Raw genomic sequence first — 20,388 nt, 5'->3', positions numbered from 1 at the left:
TATTATAATGGTATATTAAGAAATAACAGGGGGAGTAAATTAAAATGGATTTTAAAAATTCTAAATTAAATAGTATTCGTACTAAATTAGTCATAAGTTTAATACTAATTTGTGTAATCCCATTACTAATATCCGGATTTATATCATACTCTAAGTCAAAATCAATACTTAATCAGAAATTAATACTTACAACTACCCAAACAATTGATGAAATAGATGATGGTTTGTCCAATTACTTAGATATTTTTTCAAAATTAGTTTCCATATCGGCTGCAAATCCCGGTATTATAAATTATGATACTAGTAATGACAATGATGCCTTGTCTTATGCATTAAAAAATATGAAAGAAAGCGACAAAGATACTTTTCAAGTTTATTACGGAACTGCCTCTCACAAATTTGGATCATATCCTTATGCACACCCAGATGGATTTGATGCAACTACACGAGACTGGTATAAAGACGCATTAAAAAATAAAGGTAAAGTTATTATAAGTCCGCCATACATAGATGCTGCAACAAAAAATAATATAATTACGCTTTCACAGACGGTAGAAAAAGATGGACAGGTTGTAGGTGTTCTGGCACTAGACTGTTCTCTAAAAACGTTATCGCAAGAAATTTCATCAAAAAAAGTTGGCAATTCAGGATCTGTTTTTCTTGTTGATTCTACGGGTAAAGCAATAGCCAGTCCAGAAAAAAATCTTATTAATACTAATATATCCTCAAAATTGACTTTCTGGAGTAAGGCAAAATCAGAGGACAGCGGATTTGTCAATTATACTTATAATGGCGTAAAAAAGTTTGGAGCATTTACAACAAATAAATTAACCGGGTGGAAAGTAATCGCCACTTTAAATGATAGTGAACTTTCCAAAGATACAAAGTCCATATTGCAGATAACTTTATTAATGATATTAATAATGGCACTGGCTGCAGCAGCTTTATCTTTTACATTAAGTAAAGGTATATCTGATAATATAAATAACTTTAAAAAAGCATTCTCCAAAGCTTCAAAGGGAGATTTGACAGTATCAGTAACTGCTTCAACAAAAGATGAATTTAAAGATCTGTCTGAATCATTTAATACTATGCTTAAAAATGTATCTGATCTTATGAACAATGTCACAAAATCTTCAGAAACAGTATTGCAAACTTCTTTAAGCCTGGCAAATATGTCCGGCGAAGTAACCTCATCTGTAACTGAAGTATCAAAAGCTATAGAAGAAGTTTCTATGGGTGCAACTAAGCAGGCGGAGAATGCCCAGACAGGTGCAGCTGAAATGAATTCACTGTCAAATAAACTGGATGAGATAAGTAATAATTCAAACGAAATTGATAAAATTTCAAGGGATACCAAAGAACTTGGATCAACAGGTCTTTCTATGATAGACACTTTGATAGAAAAATCCAATGGAACCAAAGAATCCACTAATGCAGTCAATAAAGTAATTTTTGATATGAACGAAAGTGCTAAACAAATAAATGTTATATCAGAAACGATAACTGATATAACGGAACAAACGAATTTATTATCTCTGAATGCGGGTATAGAATCTGCACGTGCCGGTGAAGCAGGAAAAGGATTTGCTGTAGTAGCAGAAGAAATAAGAGTTCTTGCCGAGCAGTCTCAAAACTCTGCAAAGGAAATAAAGGATATTATAGCAGCTATACAGAAAAAATCTGAAACAGCTGTAGATGCCATTAATTCAACTGAAATAGCGGTAAATGAACAGTATAAGGCAGTAAATAAAACCCAGGAGATATTTAATGAGATACTTAAATCAATTGAAATAATGATAGGTAGAGTTGATTCTGTAAAGAAATCCATTATTGATGTGAATGATAATAAACAATCTACATTAGCTGAAATTGAAGATATCTCATCCATATCTGAAGAAACAGCCTCGGCTTCCGAAGAAGTTACTGCATCCAGCGAAGAAATATCTGCAACTATGCAGGAATTTACAAGACATTCGGAGCAGCTTAAAACTTTAGCAGAGGAACTTAAAGATGAGATAAGTCAATTTAAAATTAATTAACTCTTATATATTGTATACGGTATCTAAAGAATAATTTTTATAAAAAATGTTTCCACTGCCCACTTTTTCATATAAGGGATATTTAAAACGTTTGGTGTATGCTGGGCTATAAGCGGAATACCATAATCGTCAAAAGAAGTTATGATAGCAGAATGAGATATATTTCCTTGTGAATCTTTAAAAAATATTATATCACCAATCTCAAGGGTTTTGATATCAGAAACTTCTTTTCCTTTAATTCCATATAAATTTTTTACATAATTATTTTTTAGGTACCAATAAAGTGAATTTGCGACTGCCCATGAAACGGACCATTTGTCAAGTGAATTATTTTTGGAGTTTTTATTGTAATACCACCATTGATTATTACCGGAAAATATCATTGGAGCACCACCAGCATTTAAACACTGGGATGTAAAATTGGTACAATCACCTCCATTATCACCATATGGTATAAAGTATTTAAAATTGGGATTTGGAATTGCAGCGAAGTTAATAGCATAATTAACCGCTCTTTCCCTGGAATAGGATAAATGTTTCATATACTTATAATTTCTCCATAAAATTAATTACAGTATTATATTATGATTAATTTTATGAGAAGGTTAATCTTTAAAAGTTTGTCACTCCATGAATGACAGAAAGACATATATGCTATGTTAATCAATAAGTTTTTAATTAACATAGCACATTTTAGTGTCTAAAATTTTAAACTTATGTCAAGTGCATTTACAGAGTGGGTAAGAGCTCCAAGTGATATTATATCAACGCCGGTTGCGGCAATGTTTCTTATATTTTCTTCTGTAATATTTCCTGAAGCTTCTAAAATAAATTTCCCGTGAGCAAGTTTTACTGCTTCTTTCATAGTTTCAATATCCATATTATCAAGCATGATTACATCAACTTTAGTTTTCATTGCTTCTCTTAGCTGGTCTAAGTTTTCAACTTCGACTTCAACTTTAGTTGTAAAGCTAACTTTGTCATTTATTCTTTTAACAGCTTCAGTTATAGAACCAACTGCCTGTATATGGTTGTCCTTAATCATTACAAAATCAGATAAATTCAATCTGTGATTGTAACCTCCCCCAACTGTTACAGAATACTTATCTAACATTCTAAAACCAGGAAGAGTTTTTCGAGTGTCCACTATTTTAATATCATAATCCTTTACTAAATTTACAATTTTACTCGTTTTAGTTGCAATTCCAGACATCCTTTGAAGTATGTTCAAGGCAACTCTTTCTGCTTTTAATATTGATTTGGATGGCCCCTCTAATTCTGCAATAATGTTACCTTTTTGAATATTTAGACCATCGTTTATAAGTACTTTAAACTCTATGCTCTTATCTAAAGTTTCAAAAACACTTTTTGCAACATTAATTCCGGCAATTACACCAGATTCTTTTGCAATAAGTCTCCCCTTTGAAATTTCGTTACCAGAAAATAAAGTATCTGTGGTTATATCACCATAATTGATATCTTCCATAAGCGCATTTTTAATTAATTTATCTACTATCAAATAATTCAATCAACATCACCTCAAAACTAATTTGTTTTTAGAGTAGTCTTCAATGTAATTGCTTCCGAGCGAAGAATCAGATTCTAAAACAGCATCAATAATGTTTTTAGAAACCTCATACATATTATAAACTTCTACTCCTTCTACATTTCTAAAATTCATATTTTCAAGTTTAGATAGAACTTCTCTCACAACTCTTGATGCAAATTTAACATTTTCAACTGTTCTGACTATACCAACATTATTTTCCATAATTACTTTTAAATCGTTTTTTAACTTTAAAAGACTAAAATTTCCTTCTTCAAATTCAAAATTAATATTCCCACTAACGTGTTCATGTATATTTTTTATATCTTTAATTCTGTATTTAATATCATTGGCAATTTGTTTTCCAAATACAACAGCTTCCATTAGGGAGTTACTTGCAAGTCTGTTTGCTCCATGAACTCCAGTACAGGAACACTCTCCAACAGCATATAGATTTTTCATGCTTGTTCTTCCAAACAAGTCGACTTTAATTCCACCCATAAAATAATGCTGGGCAGGAGTCACGGGTATATAGTCCTTATAGATTTCTATATTATTATTTTCACACTCTGTATAAATTTTATTGAATCGATTTTTTAAAAAATTTTTATCATACATAGTTGCATCCAAATAAACATAATCTGAGTAGTTTTTTTTCATTTGATCACTGATAGCTCTTGCTACAATATCTCTAGGTGCAAGTTCCATCCTCTTGTCATACTCCTCCATAAATCTGCTGCCGGATTTATTTCTAAGTATGGCACCTTCGCCTCTTACTGCTTCAGATATGAGAAACATTTTTTTAAAATTATTTTCTTTAGAATATAAGGCAGTAGGGTGAAATTGAATGTACTCCATATCAGCTAAATTTACATCTGCTCTTATTGCCATTGCAATTCCATCACCTGTAAGTATGTCTGCATTTGTAGTTTTTGAAAATAATTGACCTATTCCACCTGATGCGATAATGCAGCATTTTGATTTTAGATAGATGAGTTTATCATTGTAAAATGCAGTTATTCCGGTATAAATATTTTTGCTGTCTACAATATCTAAAGCAAATATATTTGACATTATCACTATATTTGGAGCAATTTTAGCTCTTTTTATCAAAATCTCCATTATGCCTTTTCCAGTAGAATCACCATGTACGTGCAAGATTCTAGGGATAGAATGATTTCCTTCAAATGATCTGTAAAAATTGCCATTTTCATCTTTATCAAAATTAACTCCAAGATCTATAAGACTGTCTATAGCATCGCTAGATTCATACACAAGTGTGTTTACTGCATCGATATTATTTACATAGCAGCCTGCATTCATAGTATCATCTACATGCAGCTTTCTGTTATCATCATCTATGCTTGCTGCTATTCCTCCTTGGGCAAGATATGAGTCACAATCATATATGTTCTTTTTACTTAGAATAGCTATTTTTAAATTTTTGGGAAGCATCAAAGCTGTATAGATGCCACCTATTCCTGCTCCAATTATAACTACATCAAAATTTTTGGTGTCACAGAAATCATTGTAATTTATTAGATATCTTCTCTTCACTTTATACCACCAACCATCATTAATTTATCTAATCTCAAGCATTTTCTCAAGAGAGTTAAGCGCTTTTAATCTAATTTCCTCGGGAACAAATATTTCATGTTCCGTATTTAAAAGAGAACTATGAACTTCTTTAAGTGTAGTCATTTTCATGTTCTGACATACAAGTTTTGAACTTAATAAATGAAATTTCTTTTTAGGGTTATCATTTTTCATTTTGTGCAGCACTCCCATTTCAGTACCTATGATAAATTCACTATTTTGGGAATTTTTTGCATAGTTAATTATCTGTGATGTACTTCCTACAAAGTCAGCATTGTCTCTTATTACTTTTGAAACTTCAGGGTGCACCAACATTTCAGCTTTAGGATGATCGCTTTTTGCTTTTTTGACATCTCCTATGGTTATCCTGGCATGAGTTATACAGTGACCTCCTTCCCATGGTATGATTTCCTTATCTGTAACTTTTTCAGCTATGAAACTTGCGAGATTTTCGTCTGGCACAAATAGTATCTTATTTTTATTTATACTTTCTATAACTTTAACTGCGTTGGAAGAAGTACAGCATATATCACTTATAGCTTTAACCTCAGTTGAAGAATTTATATAACATACTACGGCCGCATCAGGGTACTTTTGCTTTTCCATAATTAGCTCGTCTTTATCTATACACTCCGCTAAAGGACATCCTGCATATTTTGAAGGCAGTAAAACTCTTTTGTTTGGAGAAAGTATTTTTGCACTTTCTGCCATAAATTTAACACCACAAAATACAATAACTTCATTATCCATTTTTGCAGCAGCACGGCTAAGTGTAAAAGAGTCACCTACAATGTCTGCTATATCCTGAACTTCGGGTACTTGATAATTATGTGCTAATATACAAGCATTTTTTTCTTTCTTTAACCTATTTATTTCATTTACTAAAATGTTATTATCCATATTACACCTCTAAATTAAAATTACATATTTTTAATGTATATACACAAGTATATACTAAAATGCAAGCCTTAACAATATCGAAAATATGTACTTACAATTTTCATTCATTATTCTAGCAAGTATTATATTCTAATGCTGCAATTGTCCTTTTAAAAAGTTTTATTTTAATATGTCAAAATGTATTGTTATATATACTTATGTTTGTTAAAATGTAAGTAATAAGAGGATGTTCTTATAGTGGGACTAAAAATATCCCAGCGGGTTAAAATAATCCCATGAAGATTACAAATTACTTTATTTTTATAGTTAATAATTAAATGATCAGAAGGGAGAATAAAGTATGATTTATTCGGCAGAAGTTGAAAGAATGTGTTGTGTAGCTAAGGGACCAGACCATGGACCGGCTCCAATTCCAGAAGAAGGAAAATGGGTACAAGCTAAAGAAATAAAGGATATCTCAGGTTTGACTCATGGTATAGGTTGGTGTGCTCCACAGCAGGGTGCATGCAAATTAACTTTAAATGTTAAAGATGGTATCATACAAGAGGCTCTAGTTGAAACAATAGGATGTTCGGGAATGACTCACTCGGCAGCTATGGCATCAGAAATATTACCGGGGAAAACAATATTGGAAGCATTAAACACAGACCTGGTTTGTGATGCAATAAATACAGCTATGAGAGAGTTATTTTTACAGATAGTATATGGCAGAACTCAAACAGCTTTTTCAGAAGGTGGACTTCCAATAGGTGCTGGACTTGAGGATTTAGGAAAGGGACTCAGAAGCCAGATTGGTACTATGTATGGAACAAAAGCTAAGGGAACAAGATATCTTGAGATGACAGAAGGTTATGTTACTAAAATTGCCTTAGATGAAAATGATGAGGTTATAGGATATAAGTTTGTAAGTCTTGGCAAAATGATGGAAATGATTAAAAAAGGTATGGATGCTAATGAAGCTATGGAAAAAGCCACAGGTCAGTACGGTAGATTTGACGAAGCCTGCAAAGTTATAGATCCAAGACAAGAATAGTACATAGGGAGGATAATAAAATGGCATTATTTGAAAGTTATGAGAGAAGAATAGATCAGATTATACCAGTACTTAAAGAGTATGGTATGAATTCTGTAGAAGAAGCTAAAACTGTTTGTGATGAAAAGGGAGTAGATGTTTATAACATAGTAAAATCGACCCAACCAATATGTTTTGAAAATGCTTGCTGGGCTTACACTGTCGGAGCAGCAATAGCTATAAAAAAGGGATGCATAAAGGCAGCTGATGCAGCTGAAGCACTTGGAGAGGGTCTGCAGTCATTTTGTATACCTGGTTCAGTTGCAGATGATAGAAAGGTAGGACTTGGACACGGAAACCTTGCAGCTATGCTTCTTAGGGAGGAAACTAAATGTTTTGCATTTCTAGCAGGACATGAGTCTTTTGCAGCTGCAGAAGGCGCAATAAAAATAGCTGAAGCTGCAAATAAGGTAAGAAAAACACATCTTAAGGTTATATTAAATGGTCTTGGAAAGGATGCCGCTTATATAATATCGAGAATAAATGGTTTCACTTATGTTCAGACGAAATTTGATTATTATACCGGTAAACTTACTATAATTAAGGAAATACCATACTCGAAAGGTGATAGATCAAAAGTTAAATGCTATGGTGCCGATGATGTCAGAGAGGGAGTTGCAATAATGCACCATGAAGGTGTTGATGTATCAATAACTGGTAACTCGACTAATCCAACGAGATTTCAGCACCCGGTTGCAGGAACATATAAGAAAGAATGTGTTCAGATGGGTAAGAAATATTTTTCAGTTGCATCGGGTGGCGGAACTGGAAGAACTCTTCATCCAGATAATATGGCAGCGGGTCCAGCATCTTATGGTATGACAGATACTATGGGAAGGATGCATTCGGATGCTCAATTTGCAGGATCATCATCAGTCCCGGCTCATGTCGAAATGATGGGACTTATCGGAATGGGTAACAACCCGATGGTCGGAGCTTCCGTTGCAGTGGCAGTTGCAATTGAAGAGGCTATGAATAAGTAGAAAACTAGACATATTAACTGAATAAAAATTGATTAAAAGGACTGCACATGTTATCTTAAGTGAAATCTTAGCGTATGCAGTCTTTTTGTATACCTTAAAAGTTTTGAAAAAGGAACAATTTAACATTATGAACAAAATTTCAGGAGTAGTACAATTTAACTATGAGTCATTACAAAAGAAAAAATCATAAATTTAAGGTAGTAAAAGAGTGAGAATATTCCAAACATTTGCTTTCATTATGGAACTTATATTTTATTTAATATTAGGTATTATATTTGTATGTTTTCCTGCTTTATATATTATTTTATAAAATATGGAATAGAAAATGGTGTTTGGTCTTCTATTAGAAATACCGGATTTTTTGTCTTGATTTTTAGCTTGATAGTTTTATTTATGACATTAATTATGTATTTTAATGAAAAAAAGCGGAAATCTACAACAGATGACATGGGTACTTTTGTTATTGCTCAAATAATATCTGTTTGTGATATGTTCTTTGTTATTATTTTAATCTTTTATTTAGAATGAAAATTTGATTAAATGAGTGTTAAGAAAAAAATGGAGATGATAGTGAAGATGATGGCCTTAATACAAAATTTTGATATTTTTATCCTTTTATACATAAAGAATCATATGTATGGACATATGATGGATAAAGTTATGATCATAGTAACTTCTTTAGGCAACTTAGGAGCGGTATGGATTGTGATTTCTATCTTACTAATAATTAATAAAAAATATAGAAACGTAGGTTTTATGGTTTTAGTAGCGTTAATATTAAGTACGGTTTTAGGAGAAGGAATATTAAAACATGTAGTTCAGCGCATAAGACCATCAGCAGATATACCAGCAGTTAAGCTTTTAATTTCAAAACCTTTATCATATTCATTTCCATCAGGACACGCTGCATCTTCATTTGCAGCAGCAGGAATATTAGCAAAATATCTTAAAAATTATGCAGTTGAGTTTTTTGGTTTGGCGGCGTTAATAGCTTTTTCGAGATTGTATCTATATGTTCATTATCCTACAGATGTTTTAGCTGGAATTATTTTAGGATTAATTTGTAGTAAAATGACTATTTATTTTTTCAATAGATTGAGTCAAAAGCAACAGTCATTATGTAGAAAAGGTGATTAAATCATTAAGCACATCAAAGTATAAAACATATTGCTTTTTATGTTTGTATACCGTAATGTATAAATATGAAAATATTTAGGAGTAGATTATATGAATTTATATGAAGATAAAGCATTAAGAGAACTTATTAAGTGGAAAAAAGAAATGCAGGCTAAACCAGACCCTGGAAATATATTTGCTAAAAATATAGAAGATAAAATGAACAGCTTTATTCCCGAAAAAGTGCAGGCTTTGGTATCAAAAGCTGTAGAAAACATGATAAAAGCGGTTATAGATGGGTGCAAATATAGTTCTTCAATAAAACCAATTTATAATATGTGCCTGCAGGAGCGTGAAAAACTTGTAATAGAAAAAATGAAAACTTACAGAAATCTTGCATCAGCAAGTGGAGCCGGTACTGGTGCAGCTGGGATGTTAATTGGAATGGCTGATTTTCCTGTACTTTTAAGTTTGAAAATGAATTTTTTATTTGACGCAGCTGGAATTTATGGATTTAATGCAAAAAATTATAAGGAAAGATTATATATATTATATGTATTTCAGATAGCTTTTTCGAGTCAAAAAAGGAGAAATGAGATCTATAATATAATTTCAAATTGGGAGTCTTACTCGAATAATCTTCCTAAAGATAAGGATAGTTTTGATTGGAGAACATTTCAACAGGAATATAGAGATTATATAGACATTGCTAAAACACTTCAACTAATTCCGGGGTTTGGCGCAATAGTTGGAGCATATGCTAATTACAAACTTATGGAGAAATTATGCAAGGTAGCTATGAATGCATATAGGTTTAGAGTATTTAAAATAGAGGATTGATTTAAAACACCTAATTGTAATTTGATTAGACTAATTATGTTAAAATATAATGGTACGTATATTTTAACATAGTGATAAAGGGAGTGTAGTTTTTATGATGAATGTGGATATTGAAAAGTGTATAGGATGTGGGAAATGTTCTGAGGATTGTTTTGTCAGTGATATAGAAATTGTAGATGGAAAAGCTGAAATTAATAATGTAACTTGCATAAAGTGTGGACATTGCATAGCTGTGTGTCCTAAAAATGCAGTGTCAACGGATGAATACAATATGGAGGATGTGAAAGAATATAATAAAGAGGATTTTTTTGTTGATCCTGATATACTCTTGAATTTTATTAAGTTTAGAAGAACTATAAGACAATTTGAAGATAAAAAAATAGAAGATGAAAAAATTTTAAAAATTATAGAGGCTGGAAGATTTACTCAGACTGGAAGTAATATGCAGGATGTATCTTATATAGTTGTAAAGGACAAAATACAGGAGTTAAGGGGATTAATACTCAATAGTTTAAATCAAGCCGGAGAAAAAATACTTAAAGATCCAAATGAGCAAAATGTACTTCATCAAAGATATGCTAAAATGTGGATTAATATGTATAAACAGTGTGAGGAAAATCCTAAAAATGATAGATTATTTTTTAATGCTCCATTAGTAATAGTAGTTACAGCGAGAGAAGAAGTAAATGGGGCTCTAGCATCTTCAAATATGGAACTTATGATTGATGCTATGGGACTTGGAACGCTGTTTAGTGGCTTTTCTGCTGCAGCTGCTCAAATGGATGAGAGAATAGGTAAATTCCTTGGAGTTAAGAAAGGAAGAAAGGTTGTAACTTTTATGATAATTGGATATCCTGGAGTTAAATATTTAAGAACTGTGCCGAGAAAAAAGGCAGATATCCGCTGGAAATAGAATATAGGGCTTTCATGAGCCCTACACTATTTTTTAAATACGTTAAATTATAACATTTCCTCTAGATATCTTTAGCCCAAATATTCATACTTTCAAAATCACCACATAAATTGCAGTTGTTTACTAATGTACCTCTATAATTGTATCCTTGCTTACTTAATGCAATATTCATACCCTGACTTGTGGATTTAGACATACTATATAAGCTTATAAAATCTTTGTCTCTAATATCTTTTTCTAAAAGATAAATTATATTTGATATAATACCTTTGTCCCTATAATGAGGGTAGGTAGCACAATCGGCAATTTCTGCATTTAAATTTTCATAGTCAAGGTAGGCAGAAGCTGCACTTATTATCTTATCATTGAATACAGCAACCTTGCATAAAACATTTTTGCTCATATTTTGTATTAAGTAGTCTCTATTATATATAGAAGTTGGATATGCGAAAAATACCTCAGAAAACAATGATATTAATTCGCTTATATCGCTTTCTTTTGCATCTCTTATATGATATTTTAAGTTGTTGTTAAACTTAAACTTATCTTTCATATTTAAACTTTTAGTTAAGAACAAATTTTCAATATTACTATTTTTACATATTTTTCTATTGCTGCTTATAAAATATGACATACATAATGCATCTTCTCCTCTAAAATATGAGTCTATTTTACCTTCTGGAATAAATCCTGCATCACAAAAATTTTGAAAAGATTGAGAGTTACAATTGCATACAACTTTACTTAGATGCTGTTTTGAGGTAAAGTGTATTATTCTTTTTAGAGCCTGTACAGATATTTTATAAAAGTTAATTATTTTGACACGGCTGTTAACATAATCAATATATATTTTTACTTTGTCTATCCTGGCATAGTAATTATTATTTAATTTACATTTAGCAGAATTCACGATTTGTTTTCCTCCTAAAATTAGTAAAATATAAGTTCTATAATTATTACAAAAAATAATAAACTGCAGAGAAGTAACTGCAGTTTATTGAATGTCCAATTCATTTAAAATTTAATGAATCAGTAAAAGTATACTTAAAAACTTCTCTTCAACGCTTACGAGATTAGCTGACGGATTCGGGTCGAAGAAAAATAACCCTACTTATCTCATATTTGGATAAGACTCACCCCAAATGTGGTTCTCCCGTTCAAAAGATTCAGCGCTATCAATATTCGTCATTTTAAATATAAACATATCACTTTAATATAGGTATGTCAATATATTGTGATCACATTCAATAATAATTTTTCATATATTTTTTAAAATTAGAAATAATAATTACGAAGGGAGGAATATATATGAAGGAAGATAATATTAGAAATAACTTTAAAAAGAAACCAATAGAAAAGCATGATACTGCTCCTTTGGGTGATGTTTATAAGCAGGAACCCGACTCAAAGGTATCTATTCCTAGTGAACTTGATGTTGAAAATGCCAAGGATTTCGTTGATTCCAATGAAAAATAGTATTAAAGATAGAAAGCCTAACCACAAAGAGGTTAGACTTTTTATTTTGTTAATATTTGATAGAAGATAGTTTCTTATATATGTCGTATCTTTCATGGGCGTTAATTTCAGATTGTTTAAGGGCACTTTCGGCGACTTCAGGAAAAATATTTTTAAGTGATGAATAGCGTAGTTCGCCATTTATGAAATCCATATATGAACTTGTAGGTTCTTTGGAATCCAATATAAATGGATTTTCTCCCTGTTTTTTTAAAATAGGATTAAATCTATATAAATGCCAATAACCTGATTCAACGGCTTTTTTCTCTTCAGCAATGCTGGTTCCCATACCAGTTTTAATACCATGACTTATGCAGGGAGCATAGGCTATTACTAAAGAAGGACCGTTATAAGATTCAGCTTCAGTAATTGCTTTAATTGCATGATTCATGTTTGCACCTAGTGATATTTGAGTAACGTAAACATATCCATAAGTCATGGCCATAAGACCCAAATCTTTTTTGCGTGTTTTCTTACCGCGTGCAGCAAGCTTTGCAACTGCACCAGTAGGAGTTGATTTAGATGACTGTCCACCGGTATTTGAATAAACTTCAGTATCCATTACTAATATATTAACATCATCGCCTAATGATAAAACTTGATCTAATCCTCCAAAGCCTATATCATATGCCCAGCCATCACCACCAATTAACCAGTGTGATTTTTTGATCAGGTAATCTTTTCTTAGAAGTATTTCATGTAAGGTATTATTTTCCTTATAGTTTTCATTTATAATGAGTTCAAGTATTTTTTCAGATGATTTCTTTGAAATATCAGTATTATTATATCCATCAAGCCATTCTTTAAAAGCTTTTTTAAGATTAGGATTTATATTTGTTGATATTGCCTGCTTAATTAAATCAGCAAGTTTTTCTCTTATCTGAGTTACTGCAAGAAACATTCCATAACCGTATTCGGCATTATCTTCAAATAATGAATTTCCCCATGAAGGACCCTTACCAAAGCAGTTTGTGGTATAAGCGATTGCCGGTGCTGAGGCTCCCCAAATTGATGAACAACCTGTTGCGTTGGCTATCATCATCCTATCTCCATAAAGTTGAGTCAAGAGTTTTATATAAGGTGTTTCACCGCAACCCGGGCATGCACCATTAAATTCGAGCAGTGGCTTAGAAAATTGGCTCCCCTTAACTGTATGGATATCCATTAAGTTTTGTTTAGGAGAAATTTTTGATACATATTCGAAATTTTTCGACTGATTTTCAATCTGTTTCTGTGCCGGTTTCATTACAAGTGCTTTACCAGGAGCAGGACATATATTGGCACAGTTTCCACATCCAGTACAATCAAGAGGACTTATTTGAATACGATATTCCAGATTTTCCATTCCTTTTCCGACTGCTTTTTTTGTTAAAAAGTTTTTAGGGGCATTTTTGACCTCATCGTTATTTAGTAGACATGGCCTTATAACTGAATGAGGGCACACATATGAACATTGATTGCATTGAATACATTTATCAATCTGCCATTCAGGTACAAATACTGCTATACCACGCTTTTCATAAGCTGTTACTCCAGGTGGATAAGTGCCATCCTCTAATCCATTAAAGGCACTGACTGGAAGTGAATCACCTTCTTGCCTTGCAATAGGTCTTTCAATTCTCCTTATAAAATCAGGAATATCTTCTTCAGGAACCGGCGCATCTTTTGCATCCTTCCAGGAATCTGGTATAGCAACCTTGTGTGAGGCATTCACTCCAGCGTCTATTGCTGCTTTGTTTGCATCAACTATATTTTTACCTTTTTTGCCATAGGTATGTTCCACAGACTCCTTTAAATAATTAATTGCTTGATCTTGTGGAAGTATGTTTGCGAGCTTGAAAAATATTGCTTGCATTACCATATTTATTCTAGAGCCTAATCCGACTTTTTGAGCTATAGATACTGCATCTACTGTATAAAACTGTATATTGTTTTGAGCAATATATCTTTTCATCTTTGAAGGTAAATTATCCTCTAGTTCATTTTCATTCCAGGGGCAATTTAAAACAAAGGTACCATTTTTCTTTAAACCTTTTAAAATATCTATATTATATATGAATGATTTGTTATGGCAGGCAGTGTAATCTGATTCATATACTAAATAAGGAGATTTTATTGGCTTGCTTCCAAATCTCAGGTGAGAGACTGTACTTCCACCAGATTTTTTACTGTCATATGAAAAATAAGCTTGACAGTACAAATCTGTTTTATCACCTATTATTTTGACTGCTGTTTTGTTTGCACCAACTGTACCATCAGAACCTAGACCGTAAAATTTACATCTAATAGTTCCTTCAGGTGTTGTATCTATTATTTCTTCTTCAGCTAAAGATGTATTTGTAACGTCGTCTATTATTCCAATTGTAAATCCATTTTTAGGAGTAAATGCTTCAAGATTTTTAAACACAGCTAGAATTTGGGAAGGCGTTGTATCCTTTGAACCTAACCCATATCGTCCACCGACTATGACAGGTTTATTTGAATTATTGTAAAATGAATTGACAACATCAAGATAAAGAGGTTCACCTGTTGATCCTGGTTCTTTTGTTCTATCTAAAACCGCGATTTTTTTCACAGATTTAGGCATATATTTAAAGAAATAATCTGAGGAAAATGGTCTGTACAGGTGTACCTTCATAACTCCGACCTTTTTACTATGCTGTCTCAAGTAATCCACAGTTTCTTCTATAGTATCGCATACAGAACCCATTGCTACAGTTATATATTCTGCATTGGGATCTCCATAATAATCAAATGGATGGTATACTCTTCCGGTGATTTTTTCTATTTCCCTCATATAGTTTTCAACAATATCAGGTACTTTTGAGAAGAATTTATTTGAAGCTTCTCTCTCCTGAAAATATATATCAGGATTTTGTGCAGTTCCTCTTATTGATGGATGTTCTGGATTCAAAGCCCTATCTCTGAATTTTTGTACTGCATTATAATCAACTAACTTTGCAACATCCTCATAGTCAATTAGTTCTATTTTTTGGTATTCGTGTGATGTCCTAAAGCCGTCGAAGAAATGTAAAAATGGAATGCTTAGTTTGATTGCTGAAAGATGAGCAATATTTGTCATATCCATTACTTCTTGTACATTGGATGATGCTAACAAAGCGAATCCTGTTTGTCTTGTTGCCATAACATCTTGATGGTCACCAAATATTGACAGAGCATGAGTTGCAATAGCACGGGCAGTTACATGAAATACTCCAGGAAGCAATTCACCTGCTATTTTATACATATTTGGTATCATAAGGAGCAATCCTTGAGAAGCTGTGTATGTAGTAGTTAGTGCCCCGGCAGCTAATGAACCATGAACTGCTCCAGCTGCACCACCTTCGGACTGCATTTCGACTAGTTTAACACTTTGACCAAATATATTCTTTTTGCCATGTGCAGACATATCATCTACGAGTTCGGCCATTGGAGTAGATGGGGTTATTGGATAAATAGCTGCAACATCTGTAAAAGCATAAGAAGCTTCGGCAGCTGCGTGATTTCCATCCATGGTTTTTAATTTTTTTTCCATAGAAAAATTCCTCCTCTATAAATAATTTGTAACATATTTAGTATTTACAAAGAGTGTTTGTTAAATTCAATAAATTTAATGATTATGCATTTACTTTGAATCCAGGTTTCATAAATGTTAAACTTATTAACATAGATATTAGTACATTTTCCCTTTGGTTGTAATTTTAAATATATATGGAGGAGAAATATTATATGAGTTTTTTAATTCAGTTATTTTTAAAATCTTTTATAGAAACTATAAATTTAGTTGGTGTAATAATTATAGCCGGCTTAATACTTGGAATTTTAAGAAATTCAGCTTTGAAGAATTTTCAGATGAGCTTTGGAAGCAATGCAGTAATGTTAACCGGTTTTATTGGAGTTCCAGTACATGAATTAAGTCATGCAATTTTTGCTTTGATATTTGGACATAAAATTATGGATATTAAGTTGCTTCAAAGACCAGATGCAAATGGTGTTATGGGATATGTAAATCACAGCTATAATAAAAATAATATATACCAGCAAGTTGGAAATTTTTTCATAGGAACGGCACCGATATTTGGTGGTGCAATTTTTATAATTATATTAATGAAGTATATGATGCCGGCAGCATATGGTGACCTTTTATATATTTTAAAAACAAGTTTACATGTAACAGTAATAAATAGACATGCTGTTGAACTAATGCTTGCCTCTTATTTTGGACTTTTAAAGGTTATTTTTTCTCCTGAAAATTTTCGAAATATATACTTCTATATATTTTTATTTATATCAATTTGCGTATCATCACATATATCATTGAGCTCTGCCGATATTAAACAGTCATACAATGGAGTTGCAGTTATATTTATTGTATTTCTGATGTTTAATATATTTGGAATATCAAAATATGTACCTGAATTTAGTATTATTAAATATAATTTACTGATTACAGGTATTATGATATTCACAATTTTCTTATCACTGTTTACTTTTATAATAAGTATAATTTCACGACTAATAAAATCATAAAATACCATACTATAGGGTTTATAATTTTAAAGTTAATTTAATCTAAGGGAGATAGATTAAGCTTTTATTTATAAACCCTATAGTACTAGTTTTTTAACATATAAATTCTTTTCATTTTTTAAATCAAGGAATCCATTGTCTCCAAAAAGAAGTGGTCTGGTTAAGTTATTTATATCAATCTTAAGGATTTTAAATGATTTGTTATCATTTAAGATTACATTTTCACCCATATAGTAATTTATTATATGGTTTAAAAATACATTACAGTATTCACAATTTAATTTTCCAAGGCCTTCTTGTTGAATGAATTTTAATGTTTCAAATGGACCATTGGGCTTTTTTATGTACCTATTTGAACTGATATTGTCAAATAAATCTGCAATAGCGATTACTTTTGCAAATTTATGAATTTTATCCTCTTTTATTCCAAGAGGGTATCCAGAGCCATCCATATTTTCATGATGCATAAGTACACCATAGCTTACAGAAAAATTGAGGTATGGAATTTGCTTTACAAAATTATATCCTAAAACAACATGAGATTTATAAATTTCATGTTCTGAAGATACAAGGTTTGGGTATTTGTTGATTAGTTCATTACTTAATTGTATTTTGCCGAAATCATGAAATATTGCAGAATATGTTAATAAGTTTAATTCTTTTTCACTGAAATTTAACCATTTACCAAGTATATAGCTTATTGCCGATACATTTATGCTGTGTCTATATATAGGATCACCTTTGCTTCCGAAGAAAACTATATTTTTAATAACTATACCGGTTGATTTTATTTCTCTCTGTATTCGTTTTGAAAATATTCTTATGGAATCTATTTTAGGAACTTTCAAATTTGAAATATCATCGAAGATATCTTTTAAGTTTGAAGAAAATTCATTGAAGGTATTTTCAAGTTCCTGTGTTGATTTGCCTTTTAGCCTTTTAAATTGTTTGTAAGACTGCTTTTTTTCAGTGATATCTGTTTCATAACTATTATCTTGTATAGAAGGATTATTGATGTATATGTACACACTATCAACAATATAATTTTTCTTTAATTTTTCTATAACCTGTTCTGTTATACATACATTCTTAGCGATAAGTATCCGACCTTCAAATGTAATATTGCTTGCTGATATCATTCCTGGCACCAGTTCATTTATTGGCAATGACTTTTTTTTAAATGACATATTTATTCACCTCATACACATTGATTAACCTTGAAATATAAATATTTACATAATTTATCGTAGTGTTTTTAGATTTCTAAATGTTTTATTTTAATTAAGGAGAATAATTTTAATATTTTTTTGATTAGTATTAAAAAATTAATATTCTATGAGTTTTTTGATAAATTAAAAAGCATAAAAAGTAAATACACCTGCGGTGGTATACTCCTCTTTATGCTTTTTAAATCAATATAAAAGTTATCCTTAACTTTCAGCTAGTTATTTGTTTTCTAAAGTCTTTAATAAATTGTGATTTAATATATCGTCAGAATAAGTGAGTTCATTAGAATATTCTACTTTTTTATTTTTTAACTCAGGCGTTTCTTGTATAGTTTTACCTGTTTGTATATCATAATAAGTATTTGTAGAAGAACAATAGTATGTTTTACCATCTGTAAATGAACCATCTCTGAATATTACTTTCTTATTATTTGCAGAAGTATTAAGCATATCTTGTCCCAACATATAGTTTTTTGGCAAGTTCAATAAATTAGCAAGTGTTGGGTATAAATCCATCTGACCTGAATAAGTATGATTTACACCACTGTTTTTATCATCTGGAAAATGGATCATAAGTGGTACTTTTTGATAATTAATCCAATTTAAATCATTTGTATTTGTAGTACCTTCAAATTTAAATAATTGATCCGCGTTAGTCTTCGGTATAGCAAAATGATCTCCATACAATACAATTACAGAATTTTTAGTTATTCCGTCGTTGTCCAATTTATCTAAAAAGGTACCAAGTTGTTCATCAGTATAATGTATTGCTTTAAGGTAATTTCCCATTAATGTACCTTCATATTCACCAACATTAAAATTACCGTAATGTTTTACGTCATCATATGGATAGTGACTGCTAAGTGTTATTATGAATGAATAATATGGTTGCTTAAAGCTTTTTAGCTTTTCAATTGATTGATTCAAGAATGACCTGTCACTTATTCCAAGCCCTACTATTTCATTGGAGTTAAGACTGCTTTTTCCGTAGAATTTATCAAAACTTTCAGTTCTGTACATTACATTTCTGTTCCAAAAACCTTCTGTATTTCCGTGTAAAGCAGCAGTATAATAATTTTTATCTTTTAATTCCTTGGCCAGAGATGATAATGTATCACCACTGTAATTATAATAAGCTGCTCCAGATATTGAAGGATATAAGGAATTATTAGACATAAATTCTGCGTCCGCTGTAGTACCTCCAGCTACCTGATAAAAATAATTATCAAAATACAAGGATTTACCTAACCATCTATTTAAATTAGGGGTTATTTCCTGCCCATTAATTTTTTGATTTATGACAAATTGTTGAAGAGCCTCAACCTGTATCATGATAACATTTTTGCCTTCCATCGAGCCTTTTAAATCTGTTGTAGTATATTGATTGTTGCTTTTCAAAAAATTGGTTATTTCAGTTTTCCTTTCATCTGACAAAGGTTCCAAATTTTTCGCCTTTGTACTTACAAAATTATAAGCGTCTATTGCATGAAAGTTTAAATTACCAATCAGTTTAGTCAAATATATTCTATTACTCATAGAACTTAATAGTGTCGGCTGTTCTTGAGAAACAGCATAAACTGATTTTACATCAATGCAAAATCCTATTATAAATATAAAAATAAAAGTTAAAAATCTTTTTAAAAGTGTAGGAGTATAGGATGGAGTTTTTTTATTAAATTTTCTTATAAAGAATGACAGAACTATAATGTCGACAAAATATAAGATATCCTTTATATTAAATAAACTTCCAACACTTGAAGATACGCCGCCCAAAAGTCTGGCATTTCCTATCTCAGATACAGTCAAAATATCCTTAAAATATCTATAGTACATAATGTCTGCTACTAAAATTATGCTCACAATTATATCCATAATATATAAAAATTTCATTCGCTTTTTACCTTTAAAAAGTGCTGCAAAACTTACCAAAATTAGAATTGAAGCAACTATTGGATAAAAGACCTTGATATATAGATAATCAGGGGATATTTGGGTTGCATATACTATAACTTTTATTGAGATTACTATTGCAAAAAATAGCAAATCTATGCCGTGTATAATATGATCTGATACCTTGTTATTAATTAATTTGGAAATATCCACTAATAT

General features: G+C 31.2%; 16 protein-coding genes and 1 riboswitch. Of the genes, 8 read left to right on the top strand and 8 right to left on the bottom strand.

What is annotated here, in order from left to right:
- The first annotated feature begins 44 nt into the window (after positions 1 to 44).
- On the top strand, positions 45 to 2,042 hold the full coding sequence (locus D4Z93_RS09550; protein ID WP_119973041.1) for a methyl-accepting chemotaxis protein: 1,998 nt from the start codon (positions 45 to 47) through the stop codon (positions 2,040 to 2,042).
- 23 nt (positions 2,043 to 2,065) lie between these two features.
- On the opposite strand, the gene D4Z93_RS09545 is transcribed toward D4Z93_RS09550, so the two are convergent.
- From D4Z93_RS09545 to nadA, 4 genes are all read right to left on the bottom strand, one after another.
- Positions 2,066 to 2,584 (bottom strand): amidase domain-containing protein, encoded by a 519-nt coding sequence (locus tag D4Z93_RS09545; protein WP_119973038.1) that lies wholly within the window; start codon positions 2,582 to 2,584, stop codon positions 2,066 to 2,068.
- 158 nt (positions 2,585 to 2,742) lie between these two features.
- The gene (nadC, locus tag D4Z93_RS09540) at positions 2,743 to 3,570 is read right to left on the bottom strand and encodes a carboxylating nicotinate-nucleotide diphosphorylase (RefSeq protein ID WP_119973035.1); all 828 of its coding nucleotides are present in this window, start codon (positions 3,568 to 3,570) and stop codon (positions 2,743 to 2,745) included.
- Between the two features lie 6 nt (positions 3,571 to 3,576).
- Positions 3,577 to 5,145: an L-aspartate oxidase gene (locus tag D4Z93_RS09535; RefSeq protein WP_119973032.1), complete on the bottom strand. Its 1,569-nt coding sequence runs from the start codon at positions 5,143 to 5,145 to the stop codon at positions 3,577 to 3,579.
- Positions 5,146 to 5,169: 24 nt separating this feature from the next.
- A complete protein-coding gene (nadA, locus tag D4Z93_RS09530; RefSeq protein WP_119973029.1) occupies positions 5,170 to 6,084 on the bottom strand; it encodes a quinolinate synthase NadA in 915 nt (304 codons plus the stop codon).
- A gap of 340 nt (positions 6,085 to 6,424) precedes the next feature.
- Between nadA and D4Z93_RS09525 the strand changes: the two genes are divergently transcribed.
- The 5 genes from D4Z93_RS09525 (at position 6,425) to D4Z93_RS09500 (ending at position 11,008) form a co-directional block, all read left to right on the top strand.
- Entirely contained in the window at positions 6,425 to 7,117 is a 693-nt protein-coding gene (locus tag D4Z93_RS09525) for an iron-sulfur cluster assembly scaffold protein (protein ID WP_119973026.1), read from the top strand.
- A gap of 20 nt (positions 7,118 to 7,137) precedes the next feature.
- Positions 7,138 to 8,139: a GGGtGRT protein gene (locus tag D4Z93_RS09520; RefSeq protein ID WP_119973023.1), complete on the top strand. Its 1,002-nt coding sequence runs from the start codon at positions 7,138 to 7,140 to the stop codon at positions 8,137 to 8,139.
- A gap of 540 nt (positions 8,140 to 8,679) precedes the next feature.
- Positions 8,680 to 9,276, top strand: coding sequence for a phosphatase PAP2 family protein (locus D4Z93_RS09510; RefSeq protein WP_423243031.1), 597 nt, complete (start codon positions 8,680 to 8,682; stop codon positions 9,274 to 9,276).
- Positions 9,277 to 9,366: 90 nt separating this feature from the next.
- Positions 9,367 to 10,095: an EcsC family protein gene (locus tag D4Z93_RS09505; protein WP_119973016.1), complete on the top strand. Its 729-nt coding sequence runs from the start codon at positions 9,367 to 9,369 to the stop codon at positions 10,093 to 10,095.
- Positions 10,096 to 10,189: 94 nt separating this feature from the next.
- Positions 10,190 to 11,008 (top strand): nitroreductase family protein, encoded by an 819-nt coding sequence (locus D4Z93_RS09500; RefSeq protein WP_119973013.1) that lies wholly within the window; start codon positions 10,190 to 10,192, stop codon positions 11,006 to 11,008.
- 61 nt (positions 11,009 to 11,069) lie between these two features.
- Here D4Z93_RS09500 and ablB read toward each other — a convergent pair whose 3' ends face one another.
- Positions 11,070 to 11,918 (bottom strand): putative beta-lysine N-acetyltransferase, encoded by an 849-nt coding sequence (gene ablB, locus D4Z93_RS09495; RefSeq protein WP_119973010.1) that lies wholly within the window; start codon positions 11,916 to 11,918, stop codon positions 11,070 to 11,072.
- A 137-nt stretch (positions 11,919 to 12,055) separates the two neighbouring features.
- Positions 12,056 to 12,190: riboswitch (cyclic di-AMP (ydaO/yuaA leader) on the bottom strand.
- A 126-nt stretch (positions 12,191 to 12,316) separates the two neighbouring features.
- Between ablB and D4Z93_RS09490 the strand changes: the two genes are divergently transcribed.
- On the top strand, positions 12,317 to 12,484 hold the full coding sequence (locus D4Z93_RS09490) for a CDIF630_02480 family spore surface protein (protein ID WP_119973007.1): 168 nt from the start codon (positions 12,317 to 12,319) through the stop codon (positions 12,482 to 12,484).
- A 49-nt stretch (positions 12,485 to 12,533) separates the two neighbouring features.
- On the opposite strand, the gene nifJ is transcribed toward D4Z93_RS09490, so the two are convergent.
- Entirely contained in the window at positions 12,534 to 16,058 is a 3,525-nt protein-coding gene (nifJ, locus tag D4Z93_RS09485) for a pyruvate:ferredoxin (flavodoxin) oxidoreductase (RefSeq protein WP_119973005.1), read from the bottom strand.
- Positions 16,059 to 16,252: 194 nt separating this feature from the next.
- Here nifJ and D4Z93_RS09480 point away from each other — a divergent pair, with 194 nt between their 5' ends.
- Complete coding sequence (locus D4Z93_RS09480) at positions 16,253 to 17,053, top strand: M50 family metallopeptidase (RefSeq protein WP_119973002.1); 801 nt, start codon at positions 16,253 to 16,255, stop codon at positions 17,051 to 17,053.
- 77 nt (positions 17,054 to 17,130) lie between these two features.
- On the opposite strand, the gene D4Z93_RS09475 is transcribed toward D4Z93_RS09480, so the two are convergent.
- On the bottom strand, positions 17,131 to 18,240 hold the full coding sequence (locus D4Z93_RS09475) for an HD-GYP domain-containing protein (RefSeq protein ID WP_119972999.1): 1,110 nt from the start codon (positions 18,238 to 18,240) through the stop codon (positions 17,131 to 17,133).
- A gap of 258 nt (positions 18,241 to 18,498) precedes the next feature.
- The gene (locus D4Z93_RS09470) at positions 18,499 to 20,382 is read right to left on the bottom strand and encodes an LTA synthase family protein (protein ID WP_119972997.1); all 1,884 of its coding nucleotides are present in this window, start codon (positions 20,380 to 20,382) and stop codon (positions 18,499 to 18,501) included.
- Positions 20,383 to 20,388 lie beyond the last annotated feature (6 nt).

Origin of the sequence: Clostridium fermenticellae (assembly GCF_003600355.1) — a bacterium.
In the GTDB taxonomy this organism is placed as follows: Bacteria; Bacillota; Clostridia; order Clostridiales; family Clostridiaceae; genus Clostridium_AV; species Clostridium_AV fermenticellae.
Note: the sequence above shows the minus strand (reverse complement) of the source record. Positions and strands in the feature narration are given on the sequence as shown.